The organism is Pseudomonas mangrovi, assembly GCF_003052585.1.
Classification (GTDB): domain Bacteria; phylum Pseudomonadota; class Gammaproteobacteria; order Pseudomonadales; family Pseudomonadaceae; genus Aquipseudomonas; species Aquipseudomonas mangrovi.
Genome location: NZ_QASN01000020.1, coordinates 53,099 through 73,735, shown reverse-complemented (window position 1 = coordinate 73,735; position 20,637 = coordinate 53,099). Strand labels below are relative to the sequence as shown.

Sequence of the window (20,637 nt, the reverse complement as noted above, 5' to 3'; positions counted from 1 at the left end):
GGCGGCATCCGGGTCAGTTTTCTGACACTTCGAACACTGTAGCCGACCAGAGCAAGAAACTGGCCAGAAAGCTACAGGAGGCCCTAACGCAGCTGATTGAACAGGTTGAGGCCGGCGATCTTCACATAGCTCTGCTGCGCCGCCTCCAGCACGATGGTCTGGAACGAGAGGCGCGATAACGCCTCGGCATAATCCAGCTCGCGCAGTTCGGCCTGGACTCCCTTGTTGACCAGCGTGACCGACTCGTTGTCGGTTTCGGTGGTATCGATCAGATTCAACCGGGCACCGATCTCGGTCTGCACTTCCAGCACCTGGCCGATGCTGTTGTCGAAGTTCTTCAGCGCAATGGCGACCTCGTCGCGCACGGCCAGATTGCCGTTCTGCGAGGTAGGCGAGGATTCCAGCGCCTGACGCAGACGTGCCACCGAATTGAGGATGCTGCGCTGTTCCTGGAACTGCGGCTGGACGTTGAATTCGTCACCCGCAACCGGTGTTCCGCTTACCTGCAGGGAGGCACCGAACAGGCTGACCGTATCCGGAGGGCCTGCGGTGATCGGCGCCGTCGCCAGTACCGGATTGCCCGCGCGATAGGGCTGAGCAAAGGCTTCGAAGTCGGTGCCGTTGAAGCGCAGCACCACCCCCGAGGTGGGGAACTGAGCGTTGAAAGTCGCAGGCGTCGTGACGCTGCCATTGCCGACGACCGCGGTGGACGCGTTGGTCGAGGAACGGGTGACGGCGAATTCGGTAGGCGTGGCCTGCAGGGTGAAACTGTGGGTACCCGCTCCCGGCGTACCCGGAGTTGCCGTATTGGCCAGCAGGTTGTCCAGATCGAGGGCGTTGTCGCCATCCTTGAGGATCACGTCCAACTGAAAGCGCATGCCGCGGAAGTTGATGGTATTGCCGCCACTGGCCAGCGGATCGATGCGTCCGCTACCAGGAATCTCCGATGTCACATCGGCGCCGGCGCCGTCGTACATGCGGAACTCGTTGCCGCTGACGAACACCAGTGAATAGGGCTCGCCCCCGCGGAAGCTGGAATTGAAGGCGTTGTTGTCCTCGACCAGCCCGGCCGACATGAAGACCCGCTGATCGGCTGCGGCCACCGGCGCGATGGTGGTACCGGGCAAGGGGGGAACCTGCCCCGCCAGCGCCGGGTTGTTGACCCCTCCGGCATTCACCACCCGGTTGGCGTTGGTCACGTTCTCGAACAGCCGCCTGCCGTTATCGTTGATGGCCACAGTGCTCGAGCCTGCCACCTGCAGACTGCGCTGGCCTTCATCGCCGTAGTAGGAGTAGGTGCCGTCGGGATTGCGAATGAACGGCTCGGTCTTGCCCAGATTGCCCGAGAACAGGTACTCGCCACGGGCGTTACGGCTGTTCATCAGGTTGAGCAGCTCGTTTTCACGTTCGCTCAGTTCCTTGGCGATGGACTTGCGGTCCTCCGCGGACAGCGCACCGCCGCCGGCCTGCACCGCCAGCTCGCGGATTCGCTGCAGAACCACGTTCACCGAGTTGAGCGTCGCTTCTTCCTGATTGAGGCTGTTCTTGGCCGCCGTCAGGTTGTCCTTGTACTGGCCGAGCAGGGCCTGCTGCTGCTCCAGCTGAAGCAGGCGCACCGAGGCCACCGGATCGTCCGCCGGGGTGAGAATGCGGTTGCCACTGCTGATCTGCTCCTGGGTGCGAATCACGTTGGCATAGTTGCGCCCGACTCCATTGACGCCGTTGTTGAAGGCCTGGATCGAGGATATGCGCATGACCATGAGGCTGCCCGCCGTCAGAAGGAGTTGATCAGGGTATCGAACAGATTACGCGCGACTTGAATGATCTGTGCCGACGCCTGGTAATACTGTTCGAACTGGATGAGCTTGGCGGCCTCTTCATCGAGGCTGACTGCCGACACCGAGTCGCGGTTGTCGGTCGCCTGTTTGAGAATGGCACCGGTTGCCTCCTGGTCAACCCGCGCCTGGCTGGTCAGGGTACCGACCCGCTCCACCAGATCGCCGTAGGCATCGGTGAAGTTGGCACCGGTGGTGCCAGGGAAGTTGGGATCGATGCCGACCGTCGCGCGGCTCTGCAAACCGACCAGCTGCAAGGCATTGCGGTTATCGGAGACGCCGGCGGTATTGAAGGCGATGGTGAAGTTGTCGCCAGTGGTAGGCCGACCGCTGAGCGTGAACTCGAAGGTGAACGGTGGCGTACCGGCGGTCACCTGCTGGGTGTTGTTCTGTCCCGGCACTATGGTGTTGCTGCCGACCAGCGCACCGCCGATGTCGTAGACCTCGTAGTCCGTCTCGCTGGTGAAGACGATCCGCAGCGGCGGAGTATCCCGCAGGCTGGTCTGCAACGCAGCCTGTGCGGCCGGGTCGTAGATGTCGATGCGCGTAGTCAGGGTCGGCTGAGTGATGCTGCCGGTACCAATGTTCGCCGGGCTGGTATCCGACTTCAGCGGCAGCGCGAAAGCGAGCTCTTCCGCCTGTTTCAGCGTGCTCTGCATGGTGCTGCCGGCGTTGCGCGTCGGCGTGATGAGGAAGCGATCGCCAGCGGCGAAGGTACCGGAGGCGATACTCAGCGAGAAGCCGTCAATGGTCGGCCCAGGCGCAGCGCCAATTGCAAAGGTACTGACGGGGGCAGTCAGCGGATCGTTGTCGTCATCCCAGGTCATCAGTTGGCCATCGGACACCCGACGAATCTGGTAATCGGTGCCGTTGAGAAACTCGACCTGATAGTCGCTGGTGGTCAGCTGTCCGGCGTTCTCGATCCGGGTGGTCAGATTGGCCGTCGGATCGCTGTTGCCCAGGCGGGCGAGACTGCGCTGCTGAACGAAGTTGATGTCATTGATATCGCGGAACAGCGGCTGACCGAAGTTGCCTTTCAGATCAAGCCCCTGGCCGAGCTGGGAATTGACCTGATCGGCCAGCACCAGAGCCAGCCGCCCCACCGAGTTGAGTGTGCTGTCGAGTACATCCTCGCGGTAGCGAATCAGGCCGCCCATCTCGCCGCCGGTAATCAGCGAGGTGATGCCCTGACGGGCATTGCCGCTGACGAACTGTACTTCGCTGCGCAGCGGATCGGACTGACCGGGGACCACGTCCAGGCGCGCCGCCTTCGGTCCCACCACCAGCGGCTGACCCGAGCCGATGAACAGGTTGTAGGTATTGTCATCCTGCGCAACCACGGTGACGCCAATGAACTCGGACAGCTTGCGCACCGCCTCTTCCCGGGCATCGAGAAGATCGTTGGGCGCCTTGCCGTTGGCCGCCGCGACAGCAATCGCATCGTTGTATCCGGCTATCGACGTCGCCAGTTGGTTGACCTGTTCGGTGACCGCCGAAAGCTGCTTGTTGATGAACTGGTTCTGCTCGTAAAGCCGGTCATAGACAGTGTTGAAGCGCTTGGCCAGACCCTCGGCCTCGGACAGCACCAACTGCCGGGCCGGAATGTTCGCAGGGTCTTCGGCGGCGGTCTGCAGGGATGCAAACAGGCGCTGCATACCCGGCGTGATACCGGTGGTACTGCCGGCCAGCAGCGAGTCGAGCTGGTTGATCTGACTCAGATAGGACTTCACATCGCTGTTCAGCGCCGTGCTGCTGCGTACCTGGGTGGTCAGGAACTCGTTGTAGATGCGGCGCACGTCCACCAGCGTGGTGCCTGAACCGATGTAGCCGGCGCCGCTGAATTGCGGAATACGGGTTGCCTGGATCGAGTCCTGACGGGTAAAGCCGGGCGTGTTCACGTTAGTGATGTTGTGCCCGGTTACCGCCAGCGCGGTCTTGTTCGCCGAAAGGCCCGACAGGCCTATGTTCAGAAGATCAGCCATGATTCAGTCTCAGGTCCGGGTCACGCCGCCATCGGCGGCGGCAACCATCTGGTAGGTCTGCAGCTTGCGGGCGATCTGGCTGATCTTGCGCGCGTAATTGGGGTCGGTAGCGTAGCCGGCCTTCTGCAGCTCGCGGGCGAACTGATCGGCATCGGCCGTCGAACTCAAGGCCTTTTCATAGCGCCCGTTGCTCTGCAGGAAGCTGACGAAATCCTCGAAGCTCTGCTGATAGGAGTCATAGGAGCGAAACGAGGCGGCTTCCTTGACTGCCTGACCCTGCCGGTACTCGGTGGTCAGCACCTTGGCGGACTCACCCTGCCAGCTGCCATGGGACTTGATGCCGAACAGGTTGTGGCTGCTCGAACCATCGTGCTGACGGATGATTGACTTGCCCCAGCCGGTCTCCAGCGCCGCCTGGGCGACCAGATAGTGCGGATCGACGCCGATCTTCTTGGCAGCAGACTCGGCCATCGGCAGCATGGTGGCAACGAACTCGCTCGGCGAGGTGAAGGCCTTGCGACCGTTGCTCTTGCTGCCCGCCAGTCGTTCGCTGCGGCTGCTCGTCTCGTCGCCGGTGCTCAGCTGCTTGTCCGCGGGAGCGGCGTAGGCCTGTGCCGGCACCCAATCCTGTCCGGACAGTGGCGTGCCTTCGTTGCCCGAGGGCAGAATGCCCGCCGAAAGCCTGTCGCTCAGTCGCGCCGGCAGTGACAGGCGGCGCTGATTGATTAGCTGCGCATCGTCACGCTTGAAGCCATCGATCGGTGCAACGGCGGAAGCCACTTGAGCAACCGGCGCTTCGATCTGGGCGAACGGGTTGCTGCGGGCGCGCGGCTGGTTGGTCTTGGACAGCTGCCGGCTGAGCACATCGGCCAGGCCGATGCCCTGATTCTTCGACAGGGTCAGCGACAGCTGCTGGTCGTGCATGTCCTGGTAGGTCTTGCTCTCGTTGCTGTTGAGGAAATTGCCTTCGGCGAACACCTCGTTGGCCTTACGCATGGCCTGCATCATCTGGTTGAGAAACAACGACTCGAATTCCTGCGCGACCTTACGGATATTGCCCTCGCTGTCGCGATCCGCGCCGACCTTGAACTGGTTCAACCGGTTCAGATCGGTGAAGGCGCCGCTGTCGGCCTGATGGCCAAGCCCTGCGGACAATCGGGAATCGATCATGGCTGAGTCCTCAGATGACGATCAGGTCGGCCTGAAGCGCACCGGCCTGCTTCAGCGCTTCGAGTATTGCCATCAGATCCGAAGGCGATGCACCGACCTGATTCACCGCGCGCACGATCTCGTCCAGCGTTGTACCGGGCGCGAACTTGAACATCGGCTTGGCCTCCTCCTCGGCGTTGACGCGCGAGCGCGGCACCACTGCGGTCTGCCCCTGGGAGAACGGTTCCGGCTGACTGACGATAGGGTCTTCGGTGATGGTCACCGTCAGGCTGCCGTGGGTCACCGCAGCCGGCTGAACCCGCACGTTCTGGCCGATAACGATGGTCCCGGTACGCGAGTTGATGATGATCTTGGCGACCGCCTGGCCGGCGTCCACTTCGAGGTTCTCGATGATCGACAGATAGTCCACGCGCTGTCCGGCATCGGCAGGTGCCGCGACCCGTACCGAGCCGCCATCGAGCGCCTGGGCAACGCCAGGGCCAAGCAGCTCGTTGAGCTTGTCGACGATGTTCTTGGCGGTAGTGAAGTCCGGCCGATTGAGATTCAGGGTGAGGTAGTTGCCCTGCTCGAAACCACTCGGCACCGGCCGCTCGACCGTCGCACCATTGGGGATCCGCCCGGCAGAAGGTACGTTGACGGTGATGCGAGAACCGTCCGCACCCCCGGCATCGAAACCGCCGACCACCAGGTTGCCCTGGGCGATGGCGTAGACGTTGCCATCGATACCCTTGAGCGGACTCATCAGCAGGCTGCCACCGCGCAGGCTCTTGGCGTTGCCGATCGAGGAGATGGTCACGTCGATGGTCTGGCCGGGCTTGGCGAAGGCGGGCAGGTCGGCATGGATCGACACAGCTGCAACGTTTTTCAGCTGCACGTTGCCCCCCTGCGGGACCTTGATGCCGAACTGCGCCATCATGTTGTTGAAGGTCTGCACGGTAAACGGCGTCTGGGTAGTCTGGTCGCCCGTCCCGTTCAGGCCTACCACCAGACCGTAGCCGATCAGCTGGTTGCTACGCACGCCCTGGATGCTGGCCAGGTCCTTGAGTCGCTCGGCCTGTGCAGCCGCGCTCAGCAACAGCGCGCCCAGCAGCAGAATGGATTTTCGAATGCTCATGTTCATCTGCCTCAGAACGGCCACAGCGGGCTGACGAAGAAGCGATCCAGCCAGCCAGGCTGACTGGCATCGGCAAAGGAGCCGGTACCGGAGTAGGTAATGCGTGCATCGGCGATGCGGGTCGAGGGCACGGTGTTGTCGGTGGCGATATCGTCGGCGCGGATCAGACCGGCAATACGCACCAGCTCGTCACCGGTATTGAGCGTCATCCACTTCTCGCCGCGAACGGCCAGGATGCCGTTGGGCAGCACTTCGGCAACCGTCACCGTGATCGAGCCACTGAGGCTGTTGCTCTGCCCTGCCTGGGCCGCGCCCTGGCTCTGTCGATTGGCCTCGAGGCTGGAGTTCAGGCCGAGATTCTCTGCGCCCATGCCCAACGCGCTGATACCGCTGAGGGGGTTCTGCGGTGCCACCGTCATGCCGAGGATGGTCGGCACACCGATTTCGGTGTTGCTGTTCTTCTGCACCTGCGAGTTGGCATTCTTGCTCGCCTGGGTCCGCTCGTTCAGGGTCACCGTGATGATGTCGCCAACACGATACGCCTTGCGATCGTCATAGAGATTGGTCTCGAAGCCCGCCTGATAGATCGAACCGTTGTTCTGCGCGGTCGGCAGCGGGGTGCGCGGCAGCACCGGCGAGTAGTACGGGTCGTTCGGCTTGGGCGCCGGCGCCACGCATCCGACCAGCGACAGACTGGTAAGCAGTGACAGGATGATCTTCGAGCGCATGATCTCTACCTCAAACTACGGCGGCCGTCCTGACCTGATTAGAGTTGCTGGGTAATGAAGGACAGCATCTGGTCGGCGGTGGAGATCACCTTGGAGTTCATCTCGTAGGCGCGCTGGGTGGTGATCATGTTCACCAGCTCTTCAACCACGCTGACGTTGGAATTTTCCAGGGTGTTCTGCAGGGTCGTGCCTAGGCCATTGAGGCCAGGCGTACCGACCTGGGGGGCGCCGCTGGAAGCGGTCTCCAGGAACAGGTTGTTGCCGATCGCTTCCAGTCCCGCCGGGTTGATGAAGTCGGCGATCTGCAGGTTGCCAAGAATCTGCGGCTGCGGGTTGCCGGTGGTGGTAACCGAAACGGTACCGTCCTCGCCCACGGTGAAGGTCTTCACCTCGTTCGGCAGCACGATGGCCGGTTCCAGTGCGAAGCCCTGGGAGGTCACCACCTGGCCGTCGGAGTTGAGGTGAAAGCTGCCATCGCGGCTGTAGGACACGGTGCCGTCAGGCAACAGCACCTGAAAGAAGCCACGACCATTGATGGCCATGTCCAGCGGCTGTTCGGTGGTCTGCAGGCTGCCGGCGGTAAAGATCTTCTGGGTGCCGACCACCCGCACACCGGTGCCCAACTGCAGGCCGGAGGGCAGTTGACTGTCCTGGCTCGACTGACCACCCGGTTGACGACGGATCTGATACAGCAAATCCTCGAACTCGGCACGATCGCGCTTGAAGCCGGTGGTGGAGACGTTGGCCAGGTTGTTGGAGATGGTCGTCAGGTTCATGTCCTGAGCGGCCAGACCGGTCTTGCTGACCCAGAGTGATGGAAGCATCTTGGCTCTCCTCTCGCGCCGGTTTCACGACGCCGAATGTGTTGGTTATGAGCTCATTTGCAAGACACGCGCCACGGCTGCCGAATTCTCTTCGGCGGTACGCATCATCTTTACTTGCAGCTCGAACTGACGGGACAGCGACAGCATCGCGGTCATTTCCTCGACGGCATTCACGTTGCTCGACTCAAGGAAGCCGGACGTCACTCGCACATTGGCATCAGGCTCCAACGGGATGCCGTCGCGCTGGCGGACCAAACCGTCAGGCCCCTTTTCCAGCAGCTTCTGGTCCGGATTGACCAGCTTGATACGGTCAACCTCGGCGAGCACGTTGGGAGCCTCGCCCAGCGCGCGGATACTGATGGTGCCGTCCTGACCGATCTCGATCTTCTGCTCCGGCGGCACGGCGATCGGCCCGGCATTGCCCATTACCGGCAGACCATTGCCGGTGCGCAGGATGCCGAGCGCATCGACGTTGAGGCTGGCGGTGCGTACATACGCCTCACTGCCATCGGCTGCCTGGACCGCGATCCAGCCCTGGCCACCGACGGCAAGATCCAGGTCACGCCCGGTTTCCTGTAGGGTTCCCGGGCGGAAATCTGTGCCGGGCCGTTCGCTCAGGGCGAAGACCCGTGCCGGCAGCGTCTCGCCAAATACCGGCATGGAGCGGGCCTGCTCGAAATCGCGGCGAAAACCGCTGGTGGAAATATTCGCCAGATTGTTGGCATGGGCGCGCTGGGCCAGGGTGTTCTGGCTGGCTCCGGTCATGGAGACGTAGAGCAGTTTGTCCATAGCGGTCACTCCGAAGTTGGGCGATTGACGCCCAGCAGTTAGTCAACACCAACTCAGCAAAACCCGTGCCACTGTCAAAAAATCACCTCAAGCCATTGATATAAATGAAAAAGCCCCTCGAAAGAGGGGCTTTTCAAGAGGCGGCGACGGATTGCCGGCGCGCCACTCCATCGAGCGGCGAAATCAACGCAGATTGATGATGGTCTGAGTGATGGCGCTCTCGGTTTCGATGGTCTTGGCGTTGGCCTGATAGTTGCGCTGAGCGACGATCAGATTGACCAACTGATCAGACAGCTCGACGTTGGAGTCCTCCAGAGCGCCGGCCTGCAGAGCCCCAAGGGTGCCCGTACGAGGGGTGCCGATAACGGGCTCGCCAGACTGGAACGACTGCACCCAGGCTGTCTTGCCGACCGGAGTCAGCCCCTGCACGTTGGCGAAGTTGGCCAGGATCACCTGGCCCTGAATCAGCGACTGACCATTGGTATAGCGCGCGAAGATCACGCCGGTGTCATCGATCTCGAGACCCGACAGCTGACCTGTCGTGTAGCCGTTCTGGCTGACACTGCTCACGGCAAAGGCACTGGCAAACTGGGTCGAACGACGCAGGTCGATGGTGAGGTTTTCCGGACTTGCGTCGGCACCGTTGTCACCCCAGACCGGAGGAACCGAGCTATCCGGTGCAGCCGGATTCCAGTTGGTCAAAGCAATGGTTCCATCAGGATTGACGGTGAAATCCGTGGACGTACTGGAGATCAGTTGCCCCGCTTCGCTGAAGGTCAGCGCTGCCGTGAACGGCGTCGTGCCGGCGGTGTTGTCGTAGACCGGGGGCGGCCCCGGCGCAACCAGCACCGACTCAGGGGTGGCGGGGTTGCGGCCGTCGATCAGTACATTCATGTCCCAGGAGTTTGGTCCGGTCTTGACGAAGTACTGCGTCAAGACATGGGAGTTGCCCTGGGTGTCATAGATATTGGTCGAGGTCGAGGAATTGTAGGTGGTCGGATCGGCCGGATCGAAAGGCGTCGTCGTGGGAACCAGATTGGTAGAGTTCAGGTTGAACACCTGACTCATGGTCGAGGTTGCCCGCGGCGCCTGGCTGGCGGTCTGGATACGGATATCACTGACGACACCGTTCTGCAGGTTGCCGTTCGCATCGACCGCATAGCCCTGCAGACGATAACCGAAGTTGTTGACCATGTTGCCTTCGCGGTCGGTACCGAAGTAGCCGGCACGGGTATAGCTGACCTCGCCATTGTTGCTGGTAACGAAGAAACCATTGCCGTTGATGGCCAGGTCCAGCGCGTTCTGGGTGTAGTTGATGTTGCCCTGATTGAATAGCTGGGACACTCCCGCCAGCAGCACACCACTGCCCTGGGGATTGGACCCGGTGCCCAGAACCGACGCTGCATAGACGTCGGCGAACTCGGCGCGCGACTGCTTGAAGCCGGCGGTGCCGGCGTTGGCGATGTTGTTGCCGGTGATGTTCAAATCACTGGTTGCCGCACGCAGACCGCTAAGACCGATATTGAAAGACATGGACTACTCCTCTGCCGCTACAAACGGCAATGCGAATCTGGTTATTGACCGATCATCTGAACCTGGGAAAGCGGTACGCTGCCCAGACCTGCAAGATTGAGCATGAGGCCGCTACCGTTCTGACCCAGCGTCACGCTATCGACGTTGGCCGGCAGAAGTGTGTAGAGCCCCTTGGTTTCACCCTCGTAGGTCGCCTGCGCCTCGAAGCGATAGGTTCCCGGCGGCATGAGGTTGCCGCTCGCATCCTTTCCGTCCCACATGAAGCTGACGCTTCCAGCACTCTGTTGGCCGAGGTTGATCCGGTTAACACTGGCCCCTGAGCTGTCATACACATTCACGTAGACGTTGCTGCTACTGACCGGCAGCACCGCACTAGCCTTGAAGGTCTCACTGGTATCGACCACCGCTTTCTCACTCGGAACGATCACCTTGCGGCCCACCAGCGACGAAGCTTGCAGCGCTTGCGAAGACTGGTAGCCGGACAGCAGCGACTCCATGCTGGTGTTGAGCTTTTCCACCCCCTCGACCGTGCTGAACTGCGCCAGCTGCGCAATGAACTCACCATTGCCCTGCGGCTCCAGAGGGTTCTGGTTGTTCAACTGCGCGACCAGCAGGTTAAGAAACTCGTTTTTGCCGAGGTCCTTGTTCTGGGTGTTCTCCTGCTTGATCTGATATTGATCCAGCGCGGAACCGACGCCATCAACGCTACTCATGCCCTACTCCTTCGTAACGGCTTACTGACCGAGCGTGAGCACACGCTGCAGCATCTGCTTGGCGGTGTTCATCATCTCGACGTTGGTCTGAAAGGCGCGGCTGGCGGAGATCATGTCAGCCATCTCCTCAACCACGTTGACGTTGGGGTAGAAGACGTATCCGTCGGCGTTGGCCGCGGGGTGATCCGGCTCGTAGCGCGGCGTCAGCTCGCTTTGGCTCTCGATGATGCCAAGCACCTCGACACCTGCGCCGGCACGATCCTGATCGGCAAACAGCGAGCCACGATCGCCCTGGACTGACTGCTGAAACACCGTTGCGAACACCGGGTGCCGCGCGCGGTAGGTCTGATCGATGCTCGAAGACACTGTCTCGGCATTGGCGATGTTGCTGGAGATGGTATTGAGTCGAGTGCTCTGGGCGCTCATGCCAGTACCGGCAATATTGAAAACGTTGGCAAGGGACATGACGGTTCTCCCGATCACTCGCCGCGCAAAGCGCTGACAAGGCCTTTGAATTTGCTGTTGAGGAAGGTAAAGCTGGCCTGGAAGTTCACCGCGTTCTCCGCGTACTTGGCCTGCTCAACCTGCATGTCGACGGTGTTCTGATCTATCGAGGGATGGCTGGGCGTGCGATACAGCAGGCCGGGATCAGCCAGGGAAAGGCCCTCGGCACTGATATGCAGGCTGTCGGTACGCGCCAACGCGACCGGCGTGCTTGCACCGCCCTTGTTGCCTTGCGCAGCCAGTACCGAAGCGAAATCGAGATCGCGCGCCTTGAAGTTCGGCGTATCGGCATTGGCGATATTGTTCGCCAGCACCTCGGCGCGCTGAGCACGGAAATTCAGAGCCTTCTCGTGAATGCCCAAGGCCTTGTCGAAATTGATAGTCATATCCCCAAACCTTCGCCGATGGCGCATCGCTTGACTTACAAGCCGGATAGCAAGGGGCGTGCCAAAGAACTGAGGCCGTAAATCTGGGGGCTTTCACAGGATGGAGCGGGAGAAGCGGCAAAACCTTACCGCCAGCGGCTGCGCCGGGTGGCAAGGATTCGTATGAAGGAACATGCGGAGGAGAAGAAGATTGACAACAGAACGGGAGGCCGTCCGGCCCCCCGTCAGAATTCAGGCGCTTATTTGGCTTTGTAAATGATGCCAGGGCTGCACTGAACCATCTGATAGTGATCCGGCAACCCATTCAAGGCCTCTGAGGCCCCCAGGAACAGATAGCCCCCCGGTTTCAGAGTCGCATGAATGCGCAAAAGGATCTCCCGCTTGACCTCGGCAGAGAAGTAGATGAGTACGTTGCGGCAGAAAACAATATCGAACTTGCCCAGACTGGCGTAGCTGTCGAGCAGATTGAGGGGACGGAACTCTACGCGACTGCGAATCGGCAGCTTGACCGCAAACCGGCCTCCTCCCTTCGCGTCAAAGAACCGCTGCAGACGCTCCTGTGACAGTCCCCTACCCATAGCCAGACTGTCATATTCTCCAGATTTGCAATTGCTCAGCATCGAAGGCGAAAGATCGGTCGCAACTATCTGTACGCCCGCCTTCAGCTGGCCCAGGTTGCTGCGCTCGAACTCATCAATCGTCATCGATAGCGAGTAGGGCTCCTGCCCGGACGAACATGCGGCCGACCAGATTCTCAGGCGCTGCGCCGGATAGGCCTTAATCAGTTCCGGAAGCACTCGATTCTTGAGCACTTCAAAAGGATAGGCATCGCGAAACCAGAGCGTTTCGTTGGTCGTCATGGCATCGACCACCTGTTCACGCAGGCCACTGCGAGGCTGGGACTGCATGCGCTGGACAAGCTCGCCCAGCGTCTTGATGCCGTTCTGCTCCATCAACTTGCTCAAGCGACTGGAAACCAGGTACTGCTTGTTGCTCCCCAGCAAGATGCCACAGGCCTTTTCCAGAAAAATCCGGAACTGCTCAAAATCCACGTTACCTGAAGACACTCGCGCGGCCTCGCCTGTTGAGAGAAATGACAAGAGCGACTCCTCAGCTCACATCCATCGCCTTGACCCGCTCCACTACACGAGCGGCTAGGTCATCCGGACGAAACTTGGCCAGGAAATCGTCAGCCCCGACTTTCTTGATCATTGCGTTGTTGAAGACGCCGGAAAGAGACGTATGCAGAAGGATATGCAATTTCTGCAGACGTGGATCCGAACGAATTTCCGCCGTCAGCGTGTAGCCGTCCATTTCCGGCATCTCAATATCCGAAATCAGCATCAGCAGCTCGTCTTCCGGACGCCGCCCCTCCGCCACCATCGCCTTCAGATAATCGAGTGTCTGCCTGCCATCATTGAGCGCAATAACCTCAACGCCCACGGCCTGCAGGCAACGAATGACCTGCTTGCGAGCGACCGAGGAGTCATCACAGATCAACACCCTGAGCGAAACCGCCTTGCTCTGGGTCTGCTCATCGATTACACCGGCAGAGATGACCTCCGAGGTTGGCGCCACCTCGGCCAGGATCTTTTCCACATCGATGATTTCAACCAGCTGTTCATCCAGACGAGTCACTGCCGTCAGGTAATGATCACGACCGGTACCCTTGGGAGGCGGATGAATGCCCTCCCAGTTCATGTTGACAATGCGTTCGACTGAGCGGACCAGGAATCCCTGAATCTTGGTGTTGTATTCGGTGATGATGACGAAGCTGTTCTGCAGGTCGCTTAGCGCGGCACGCCCGGTCGCCAGAGAGAGATCCAGAATGGGGATAGTTCCGCCACGAATATTGGCAACGCCCCGAACAACACGACTGGCCTTGGGCATGATCGTCAGCTTTGGACACTGCAGGACTTCTTTGACCTTGAACACGTTGATGCCGTAGAGCTGCGGACCTTCCAGGCGAAATAGCAGCAGCTCAAGCCTGTTCTGCCCGACCAGTTGCGTTCTCTGGTTGACCGAATCCATCAAGCCAGCCATATGTTTCCTCCTCGCTGAAGAGCAGCCAGCCCTCTACGCCCCGCAGACGGCACAGCATTTGCTTTGAGGTCTGCATGAACCTCAAAACGACATTTTCCTGGCTTCTCCCCTCGTTCCCGAAAAGGAAGCCTGTTCGCCTGCAGTATCTGCCACTGTTATGCGCACTGGAAGTCTGCTTGAGCAGCGCATTTGCCGCCACCCTGCCCTCCGACCTTATCGGCGCCACTGAACACTTTCTTGAGCAGAGCGTGACTGAATACTTGCAGCGTAGCGAAATCCACGGACGTCACGAGATTCAAGTCAATTCTCTTGATCCACGCTTACGCTTGGCTGGCTGCGATACACCACTGAACGTATCGCTCGAGAGCCCGGCTCAGCCAGTTGGTCGAGTAACCTGTCGAGTGCGCTGCGAGGGCAGCTCGCCTTGGACCGTCTTCGTACCCGCACAGGTCCGCCTCTACCGACAGGTACTTGTGGCGACTCGTCCACTGAGTAGAAATGCACCTATCCAGCCAGGTGATGTGATTCTCGCTGAGCGGGATGTCGGACAGCTCACCCAGGGCTATATGACCAACCTGTCACAGGTAGCCGGCAAAAAGCTCACCCGCAGCGTGCAGACCGATCAGGTCCTTGCTACTACGCACATGGTCATGGCCGAGGTCATCCGCAAGGGCGATCAAGTAGTCATCAGCGCGCGCAGCGGAGGCATCTCCGTCAAAATGCCCGGCGAGGCACTGAGTGACGGCGGCGCGGGCGAACAGATAAGGGTACGAAATACGCGCTCCCAGAGAATCGTTCGAGGCAGAGTTATCGGACCCGGCGCGGTAGAGGTGCAGATGTAGGAATGACGAATGAAGCGCCTTGAGTTAAGGTTGCAAACCGTGACCAGACGCAACAAAACACGATTAAAGTTTGTCCCACAGAAGCCGATAAGCCTGGCAAGCGTCCACAACTGTCAGAGGTTTTACCCACCATGGTCATCGACTTTAACCGCCTCAACGGCTCCGCATCCACCGCTGGAAACGGCCGCACGAGCGGGCCGCAGGCCCCTGCTGGCGAGCAGAGCAAGGCCAGCGGTACGACGCAGCAAACCCCGGCGCAAAAGACGGACGTTGATGAGAGCTCGGTTCGCCTTAGCCCTGAAGCGCAGCAATTGAAAGCCGCCTCAGACAAGATGCGCGACATGCCGGCAGTCGATAGCGAACGCGTCGCCCGACTGAAGCAAGCGGTTGCTGAGGGCAGCTACAAGATCGACAGCGCCCGTGTAGCAAGCAAGCTTCTCGAATTCGAAGCCCAGCGCTGATCACCTGGTCGCGCTGGGGAAAGTGGACGCCTGATTTCCCGAGCCCGCCATGCACGAAAAAACGCTGACCGCACTGTTTGAAACCGATATCGGCATCACCTTGCAGCTACTTGAGCTGCTTGACGCCGAATTCGATGCGCTTCGTGAGCGCGATATCGCCAAACTCCAGGAGATCCTCGGAGAAAAGCAGCCAAGCCTTACCCTCCTTGCTCAGCACGCCTCCGAGCGCAGCCTTCTACTAAGCAGGCTGGGCCTACCTGCGAACCGCGAAGGCTTGAACGCCCTGGCCGGAAACTCTGAAAGCGGCGCTTCTCTGCTGGAAAAAGCCGATCAGCTAGGACAAATCCTTGAGCAACTTCAGGGAAAAAACCAGCGCAACGGTCGCGTGATTCGCGCCAACCAGGCGGGCCTTGCGGGTGCCTTGGGGATTTTGCGTGGCACAGATGTCCCCGATCTCTATGACAGCAAAGGCAGTACCGCTAGAATCGCCCAGCAGAAGCCACTTAGCCAAGCCTGACGCACCTGAGCAAAGGCGCGCGGCAACCGCAAGGCCCCGACAAGATCGACTGGAGATTCAAGGACCGTGTCCAACCCTTTTCTAGAGGACGAAGGCCCCCAGCCTCCACAGGTGCTTCGAACACCCATAGAAATCGCTGCCAACCTCAAGCTGCTCCAGCAGGGGCACACCCCCCTTACCATCCGATTCCCCGAACGATCGCATCGATTTCAGAGCTACATCGTAGCCATTGACCGCGAACGCAACCTTGTCGCTCTTGATGAGCTCATTCCGGCCGAAGGAGAGCGCATCCTCCTCAACGGAGAACCCTTCCATATCGAAGCATTTCACGATGGCGTACGAATGGCCTGGGACTGCTCGGAGAAAGTAACCGCCAGCGAACTGGAAGGAGCTCGCTGCTACTGGAGCTGGCTACCAGCGGAGATGATTTATCATCAGCGGCGCAATGCGTTTCGCGTGCCGCTGAAACAGGGCGAGCTGATACCGGTCGAACTCGCAGGGAAAAAGCTCAACAGCTCCCTGAAAGGTCAATTGTTAGATATATCGGCAACAGGTTGCAGGCTACGGTTCCAAGGAAACATCAGCGAGCGCCTGCATAGTGGGGAGGTATACGAGCTGTTCCGGCTGAGCCTTCCCTTCGGGACGATCACGACAGCAATCGAAGCACGTCATATCCAGTATGACGAAAAGCTGGACATAACCTACGTAGGAATACGGTTCCATCGCTTAAGCGGCCTGGATCAGCGACAGATAGAGCGCTTCGTCTACCAGTTGCAAAGAGAAGCCCGGCGCACGGACTAGCTCACTCAACCAGCACTCCAAAAAAACTGGCGACCCTGGCCAGGTTCGAACTGGCAACCTTCCCCTTAGGAGGGGGATGCTCTATCCAATTGAGCTACAGAGTCCTCGCAGGGCACGCATACTATCCATCTCCAGCCGCCTTGTCATTCCCCCCTAGAGCACCAAAGCGCACCTTGCAAAATGCAACACGCCTGCATGAACACATTGCATATTGCATCAAGCCCGCCACCCCGATAAATTCCAAGCAATTGATATAAAAGGATTTTTTCACATCCATCCTGCTGGCATGCAAGATGCAGTAGATCGCCTCAAGTACGACTGAGCAGCGGTTATACAGGGGAGGATTATCAGGATGAGACTTGCAACGCTAGGCATAAGCGCTTCGATTTTTGCGGGCTGCATCAGCCTTGGCCTGGCCGGGGCAATCGAACCTGCTGACAAAAGCGAGTCCTCCCCACCTCACCTGCCAAACAGCTTCGAAGGAAGATATCAGCAGCACGACTTAAGACTTTTGAGCGCCCCGGCGAGAGAGACTGGTCAAATTCACCAGGGCGCAACCCAGCGCTGGATCTTTTAAGCACGAATGAGTAGCCATCGATGAGCAGAGCAGCGTGGTACAGCCTCGTTCTTCTAGTTGCCAGCAGCGTGACGTGCGTTCTTTCGCCGGGCGGCGTTTTTGAGCTCGCCTCCAAGATAGCTCTTGGAGTCTCTGGAATATCCCTGCTAGCCAGCCTTGCAGTAGGACGAAGAATAAAGTTTGACCCCCTCCTTCCCGACTGATCCCACCCAAACAGGCCTTACGACTCCTGTTCCAGCACCAAAAAGCGCACCGCATCTAGTTTTCGCCAATTTCGACTGGAAAAGGCGAAAAATTAGGGCCACAATACGCCGCATATTTGGCGTCAAATTGACATCACTCTTGCCAATTTGTCTTTACGACCGAACGCCGTAAGCTGTGCGCTGTCCAACTTGAATCGCTTCGCACTCGTGCGCTTCGCTTCCCGAATCAACCGGTTTAAGATATGCGTCCTATGAAACAGGCACTCTACTCCAGCCGAACGGCTGACAAGTTCGTTGTTCGTCTGCCCGATGGCATGCGCGAGCGTATTGCCGACGTCGCCAGAAACCATCATCGCAGTATGAATTCCGAGATCATCGCCCGCCTCGAGCAAAGCCTGATTCAGGAAGGCGCTCTGGGTGATGAACTTTCGCTGCGCATGGATAGCCCGGACCTCTCCGCACACGAGAGAGAGCTTCTTCAACGCTTTCGCCAGTTGACCAGACGCCAGCAAAATGCCCTCGTGGCTTTAATTGCACACGATGCTGAGCTTGCAGAAGCGCAATAAACCCAAGTCCAGAAACAAGAAAGCCCGGCTCGCAGAACGCGACCGGGCTTTCTTGTTTTGATTCCCCGTCGATGATGTAGCTTCTTCATCGACGGGGCAGAACTTCAACCCACAAAACTGAGCAGCACCCCCGCCGCAACCGCCGAACCTATGACCCCGGCCACGTTCGGCCCCATGGCATGCATGAGCAGGAAGTTCTGCGGATTGGCCTCCAGCCCGACCTTGTTAGAGACTCGCGCAGCCATCGGCACTGCCGACACACCAGCCGAACCGATGAGCGGGTTGACCTTGTTGCTGCTGAAGACATTCATCAGCTTGGCCATCAGCACACCCGCTGCTGTACCGACACAGAAGGCAACCATCCCCAGCGCCAGGATACCCAGCGTCTTAAGCTGCAAGAACGCGTCCGCGGAAAGCTTGGAGCCCACAGTCAGCCCCAGGAAGATGGTCACGATATTGATCAACGCGTTGCGCGAGGTATCCGCCAGTCGCTCTACCACGCCGCTTTCGCGCAGCAGATTGCCAAGCGCGAACATGCCTATCAGCGGCGCTGCATCAGGCAACAGCATGCCGATCAGGACGCATAGCACTATCGGGAAGATGATTTTTTCGGTCTGCCCTACGGGACGCAGCTGCTGCATGACTATGCCGCGCTCTGCCTTGGTGGTCAGAGCTCGCATGATCGGCGGCTGCAACAACGGAACCAGTGCCATATAGGCATAAGCCGCTACGGCGATTGGACCAAGCAGATCCGGCGCCAGCTTGGAGGTCACGAAGATCGAGGTGGGGCCATCAGCACCGCCGATGATGGCGATGGAAGCAGCTTCCTTTAGAGTGAACTCCATACCCGGGATGCCCATCGCGGTGATCGCCAGAGCCCCCATCAGGGTACCGAAGATACCGAACTGCGCCGCCGCCCCCAGCAACAGAGTCTTGGGATTGGCCAGCATCGGCCCGAAGTCGGTCATAGCCCCCACGCCAAGAAAGATCAGCAGCGGAAAGATACTGGTAGGCAGGCCCACTTCGTAGATCAGATGCAGAAAGCCCGCACCTTCCGCCATGTTGGCCACCGGAATATTGGCCAGCAGACCGCCAAAGCCGATAGGGATCAGCAGCAGTGGTTCGAAGCCCTTACGGATAGCCAGATAAATCAACAACATACAGACCGCGATCATGAACAGCTGACCGGGCTCTACATGATACAGGCCTGTGCTCTGCCAAAGTTTGAGGAGCTTTTCCATTCAGTCGCTCCTCAACCAATGGTCAGCAGGCTGTCGCCCACCGCCACCGCATCACCGACCTTGACGTTGACTGCACCGACGGTGCCAGCCTTGAACGCACGGATCTCGGTTTCCATCTTCATCGCCTCAAGGATCATCACCAGCTCACCTTCTTCGATGCGCTGACCTGGCTGAACGAGAACCTTGAAGATATTGCCGGCCAACGGAGCCGCCTGCGGCTCCCCACCACCAACTGCAACAGCCGCCGCAGCGGTAGCGCCGGACGCCGAACCGCCAACAGGCTTGATGCCCTCGATGTCGCCGCCTTCGCCCACCTGAACCACATACGACTTGCCACTCACCTCTACGGTATACACCTCTGGCTTGCCGGGCTCGCGCTGCGACTGCTCCCTGCCGGTGGGCGCCGGCTCGAAGGCAGCCGGGTTGCCGCGGTTCTCGAGGAACTTGAGACCGATCTGGGGGAACAGCGCATAGGTCAGCACGTCATCGATCAGGTCGTTTGCCAGTTTGATGCCTTTCTCCGTGGCGATACCTTGTAGCTCTGCAGTGAGCTTGCCCATCTCCGCCTCAAGCAGATCTGCCGGACGACAGGTCACCGGGGCCGCGCCATCCAGCACGCGCGCCTGCAGTTCGGCATTGAACGGAGCGGGTGCAGCACCGTACTCACCCTTGAGTACGCCTGCGGTTTCCTTGGTGATCGACTTGTAGCGTTCACCCGTCAGGACGTTGATCACCGCCTGAGTGCCGACGATCTGGGAAGTCGGCGTCACCAGGGGAATGAACCCTAGGTCTTCACGAACGCGCGGGATCTCGGCCAGCACCTGGTCGAACTTGTCCTGGGCACCTTGCTCCTTGAGCTGGCTTTCCATGTTGGTCAGCATGCCGCCAGGCACTTGAGCCACAAGGATGCGCGAATCCACTCCCTTGAGATTCCCTTCGAACTTCGCGTACTTCTTGCGTACGTCGCGGAAATAGGCAGCCACTTCTTCCAGCAGCTCCAGATCCAGACCGGTATCGCGTTCGGTGCCCTTGAAGATCGCCACTACCGACTCGGTCGGCGAATGTCCGTAAGTCATCGACAACGAGGAAATGGCGGTATCGACGTTATCAATACCCGCCTCCACTGCCTTGAGAATGGCGGCGGTCGACAGGCCGGCAGTAGCATGACACTGCATGTGCACTGGAATGCTCAGTGTCGCCTTGAGGCGCGACACCAGCTCGAACGCAATATAGGGCGTGAGGATGCCCGCCATATCCTTGATCGCGATGGAGTCAGCGCCCATGTCTTCGATCTTCTTGGCCAGATCGACCCACATCTCAAGTGTATGAACAGGACTGGTGGTATAGGAAATGGTGCCCTGGGCGTGCTTGCCCTGTTTGCGCACGGCCTTGAGGGCCGTCTCCAGATTGCGCGGGTCATTCATCGCGTCGAAGACGCGGAACACGTCGACACCATTGACCGCGGCGCGCTCGACGAATTTCTCCACCACATCATCCGCATAGTGCCTATAGCCCAGAAGATTCTGACCACGCAGCAGCATCTGCTGGCGAGTATTGGGCATTGCCTTCTTCAACTGACGAATACGATCCCAGGGGTCTTCACCCAGATAGCGAATGCACGCATCGAAGGTGGCGCCGCCCCAGGACTCGACCGACCAGAATCCGATCCGATCCAGCTTGGGGGCGATGGGAAGCATATCTTCCAGACGCACGCGGGTGGCCAGAATGGATTGGTGCGCGTCGCGCAGCACTACGTCCGTGATGCCCAGTGCCTTGGTGGTATTGCTCATGCGAGAACTCCGTGTCGA

General features: G+C 59.5%; 21 protein-coding genes and 1 tRNA gene. 6 read left to right on the top strand and 16 right to left on the bottom strand.

All coding sequences use genetic code 11. The annotated features are described in order from the left end of the window. Positions 1-83: 83 nt before the first annotated feature. The 13 genes from DBO85_RS12975 to DBO85_RS12915 form a co-directional block, all read right to left on the bottom strand. Entirely contained in the window at positions 84-1,760 is a 1,677-nt protein-coding gene (locus DBO85_RS12975) for a flagellar hook-associated protein 3 (RefSeq protein ID WP_108107701.1), read from the bottom strand. Positions 1,761-1,774: 14 nt separating this feature from the next. Further along, positions 1,775-3,817: a flagellar hook-associated protein FlgK gene (gene flgK, locus DBO85_RS12970; protein ID WP_108107700.1), complete on the bottom strand. Its 2,043-nt coding sequence runs from the start codon at positions 3,815-3,817 to the stop codon at positions 1,775-1,777. Positions 3,818-3,826: 9 nt separating this feature from the next. Next, the gene (flgJ, locus tag DBO85_RS12965) at positions 3,827-4,984 is read right to left on the bottom strand and encodes a flagellar assembly peptidoglycan hydrolase FlgJ (RefSeq protein WP_108108320.1); all 1,158 of its coding nucleotides are present in this window, start codon (positions 4,982-4,984) and stop codon (positions 3,827-3,829) included. Between the two features lie 13 nt (positions 4,985-4,997). Beyond that, positions 4,998-6,101: a flagellar basal body P-ring protein FlgI gene (locus DBO85_RS12960; protein ID WP_177429774.1), complete on the bottom strand. Its 1,104-nt coding sequence runs from the start codon at positions 6,099-6,101 to the stop codon at positions 4,998-5,000. Positions 6,102-6,112: 11 nt separating this feature from the next. Then, positions 6,113-6,829 (bottom strand): flagellar basal body L-ring protein FlgH, encoded by a 717-nt coding sequence (flgH, locus tag DBO85_RS12955; protein ID WP_407681472.1) that lies wholly within the window; start codon positions 6,827-6,829, stop codon positions 6,113-6,115. Between the two features lie 38 nt (positions 6,830-6,867). Then, a complete protein-coding gene (gene flgG, locus DBO85_RS12950; RefSeq protein ID WP_108107698.1) occupies positions 6,868-7,653 on the bottom strand; it encodes a flagellar basal-body rod protein FlgG in 786 nt (261 codons plus the stop codon). Between the two features lie 45 nt (positions 7,654-7,698). After that, on the bottom strand, positions 7,699-8,442 hold the full coding sequence (locus DBO85_RS12945) for a flagellar basal body rod protein FlgF (RefSeq protein WP_108107697.1): 744 nt from the start codon (positions 8,440-8,442) through the stop codon (positions 7,699-7,701). Positions 8,443-8,625: 183 nt separating this feature from the next. Beyond that, a complete protein-coding gene (gene flgE, locus DBO85_RS12940; RefSeq protein WP_108107696.1) occupies positions 8,626-9,975 on the bottom strand; it encodes a flagellar hook protein FlgE in 1,350 nt (449 codons plus the stop codon). A 41-nt stretch (positions 9,976-10,016) separates the two neighbouring features. After that, complete coding sequence (flgD, locus tag DBO85_RS12935; protein WP_108107695.1) at positions 10,017-10,688, bottom strand: flagellar hook assembly protein FlgD; 672 nt, start codon at positions 10,686-10,688, stop codon at positions 10,017-10,019. 21 nt (positions 10,689-10,709) lie between these two features. Continuing rightward, on the bottom strand, positions 10,710-11,153 hold the full coding sequence (flgC, locus tag DBO85_RS12930; protein WP_108107694.1) for a flagellar basal body rod protein FlgC: 444 nt from the start codon (positions 11,151-11,153) through the stop codon (positions 10,710-10,712). Positions 11,154-11,167: 14 nt separating this feature from the next. Further along, on the bottom strand, positions 11,168-11,578 hold the full coding sequence (flgB, locus tag DBO85_RS12925; RefSeq protein ID WP_108107693.1) for a flagellar basal body rod protein FlgB: 411 nt from the start codon (positions 11,576-11,578) through the stop codon (positions 11,168-11,170). 239 nt (positions 11,579-11,817) lie between these two features. Next, positions 11,818-12,645 carry a protein-glutamate O-methyltransferase CheR gene (cheR, locus tag DBO85_RS12920; protein WP_108108316.1) on the bottom strand — a complete coding sequence of 276 codons (828 nt, stop codon included), beginning with the start codon at positions 12,643-12,645 and terminating at the stop codon, positions 11,818-11,820. Positions 12,646-12,688: 43 nt separating this feature from the next. After that, the gene (locus DBO85_RS12915) at positions 12,689-13,621 is read right to left on the bottom strand and encodes a chemotaxis protein CheV (protein ID WP_108107692.1); all 933 of its coding nucleotides are present in this window, start codon (positions 13,619-13,621) and stop codon (positions 12,689-12,691) included. 74 nt (positions 13,622-13,695) lie between these two features. Between DBO85_RS12915 and flgA the strand changes: the two genes are divergently transcribed. From flgA to DBO85_RS12895, 4 genes are all read left to right on the top strand, one after another. Continuing rightward, on the top strand, positions 13,696-14,463 hold the full coding sequence (gene flgA, locus DBO85_RS12910; RefSeq protein ID WP_108107691.1) for a flagellar basal body P-ring formation chaperone FlgA: 768 nt from the start codon (positions 13,696-13,698) through the stop codon (positions 14,461-14,463). A gap of 131 nt (positions 14,464-14,594) precedes the next feature. Then, the gene (gene flgM / locus DBO85_RS12905) at positions 14,595-14,924 is read left to right on the top strand and encodes a flagellar biosynthesis anti-sigma factor FlgM (protein ID WP_108107690.1); all 330 of its coding nucleotides are present in this window, start codon (positions 14,595-14,597) and stop codon (positions 14,922-14,924) included. A 49-nt stretch (positions 14,925-14,973) separates the two neighbouring features. Beyond that, on the top strand, positions 14,974-15,441 hold the full coding sequence (locus DBO85_RS12900; protein WP_108107689.1) for a flagella synthesis protein FlgN: 468 nt from the start codon (positions 14,974-14,976) through the stop codon (positions 15,439-15,441). A 66-nt stretch (positions 15,442-15,507) separates the two neighbouring features. Then, positions 15,508-16,242 (top strand): flagellar brake protein, encoded by a 735-nt coding sequence (locus DBO85_RS12895; protein ID WP_108107688.1) that lies wholly within the window; start codon positions 15,508-15,510, stop codon positions 16,240-16,242. Between the two features lie 27 nt (positions 16,243-16,269). Here DBO85_RS12895 and DBO85_RS12890 read toward each other — a convergent pair. Further along, a tRNA-Arg gene (locus DBO85_RS12890) sits at positions 16,270-16,346 on the bottom strand. Positions 16,347-16,839: 493 nt separating this feature from the next. On the opposite strand from DBO85_RS12890, the gene DBO85_RS19730 reads away from it, so the two are divergent. Both DBO85_RS19730 and DBO85_RS12885 read left to right on the top strand, forming a co-directional pair. Next, complete coding sequence (locus DBO85_RS19730; RefSeq protein WP_407681471.1) at positions 16,840-17,022, top strand: PA3371 family protein; 183 nt, start codon at positions 16,840-16,842, stop codon at positions 17,020-17,022. Positions 17,023-17,264: 242 nt separating this feature from the next. Continuing rightward, complete coding sequence (locus tag DBO85_RS12885; RefSeq protein WP_108107687.1) at positions 17,265-17,588, top strand: Arc family DNA-binding protein; 324 nt, start codon at positions 17,265-17,267, stop codon at positions 17,586-17,588. A 104-nt stretch (positions 17,589-17,692) separates the two neighbouring features. On the opposite strand, the gene DBO85_RS12880 is transcribed toward DBO85_RS12885, so the two are convergent. Beyond that, on the bottom strand, positions 17,693-18,829 hold the full coding sequence (locus tag DBO85_RS12880; protein WP_108107686.1) for a sodium ion-translocating decarboxylase subunit beta: 1,137 nt from the start codon (positions 18,827-18,829) through the stop codon (positions 17,693-17,695). A gap of 11 nt (positions 18,830-18,840) precedes the next feature. Then, positions 18,841-20,619 (bottom strand): sodium-extruding oxaloacetate decarboxylase subunit alpha, encoded by a 1,779-nt coding sequence (gene oadA, locus DBO85_RS12875; protein ID WP_108107685.1) that lies wholly within the window; start codon positions 20,617-20,619, stop codon positions 18,841-18,843. Positions 20,620-20,637 lie beyond the last annotated feature (18 nt).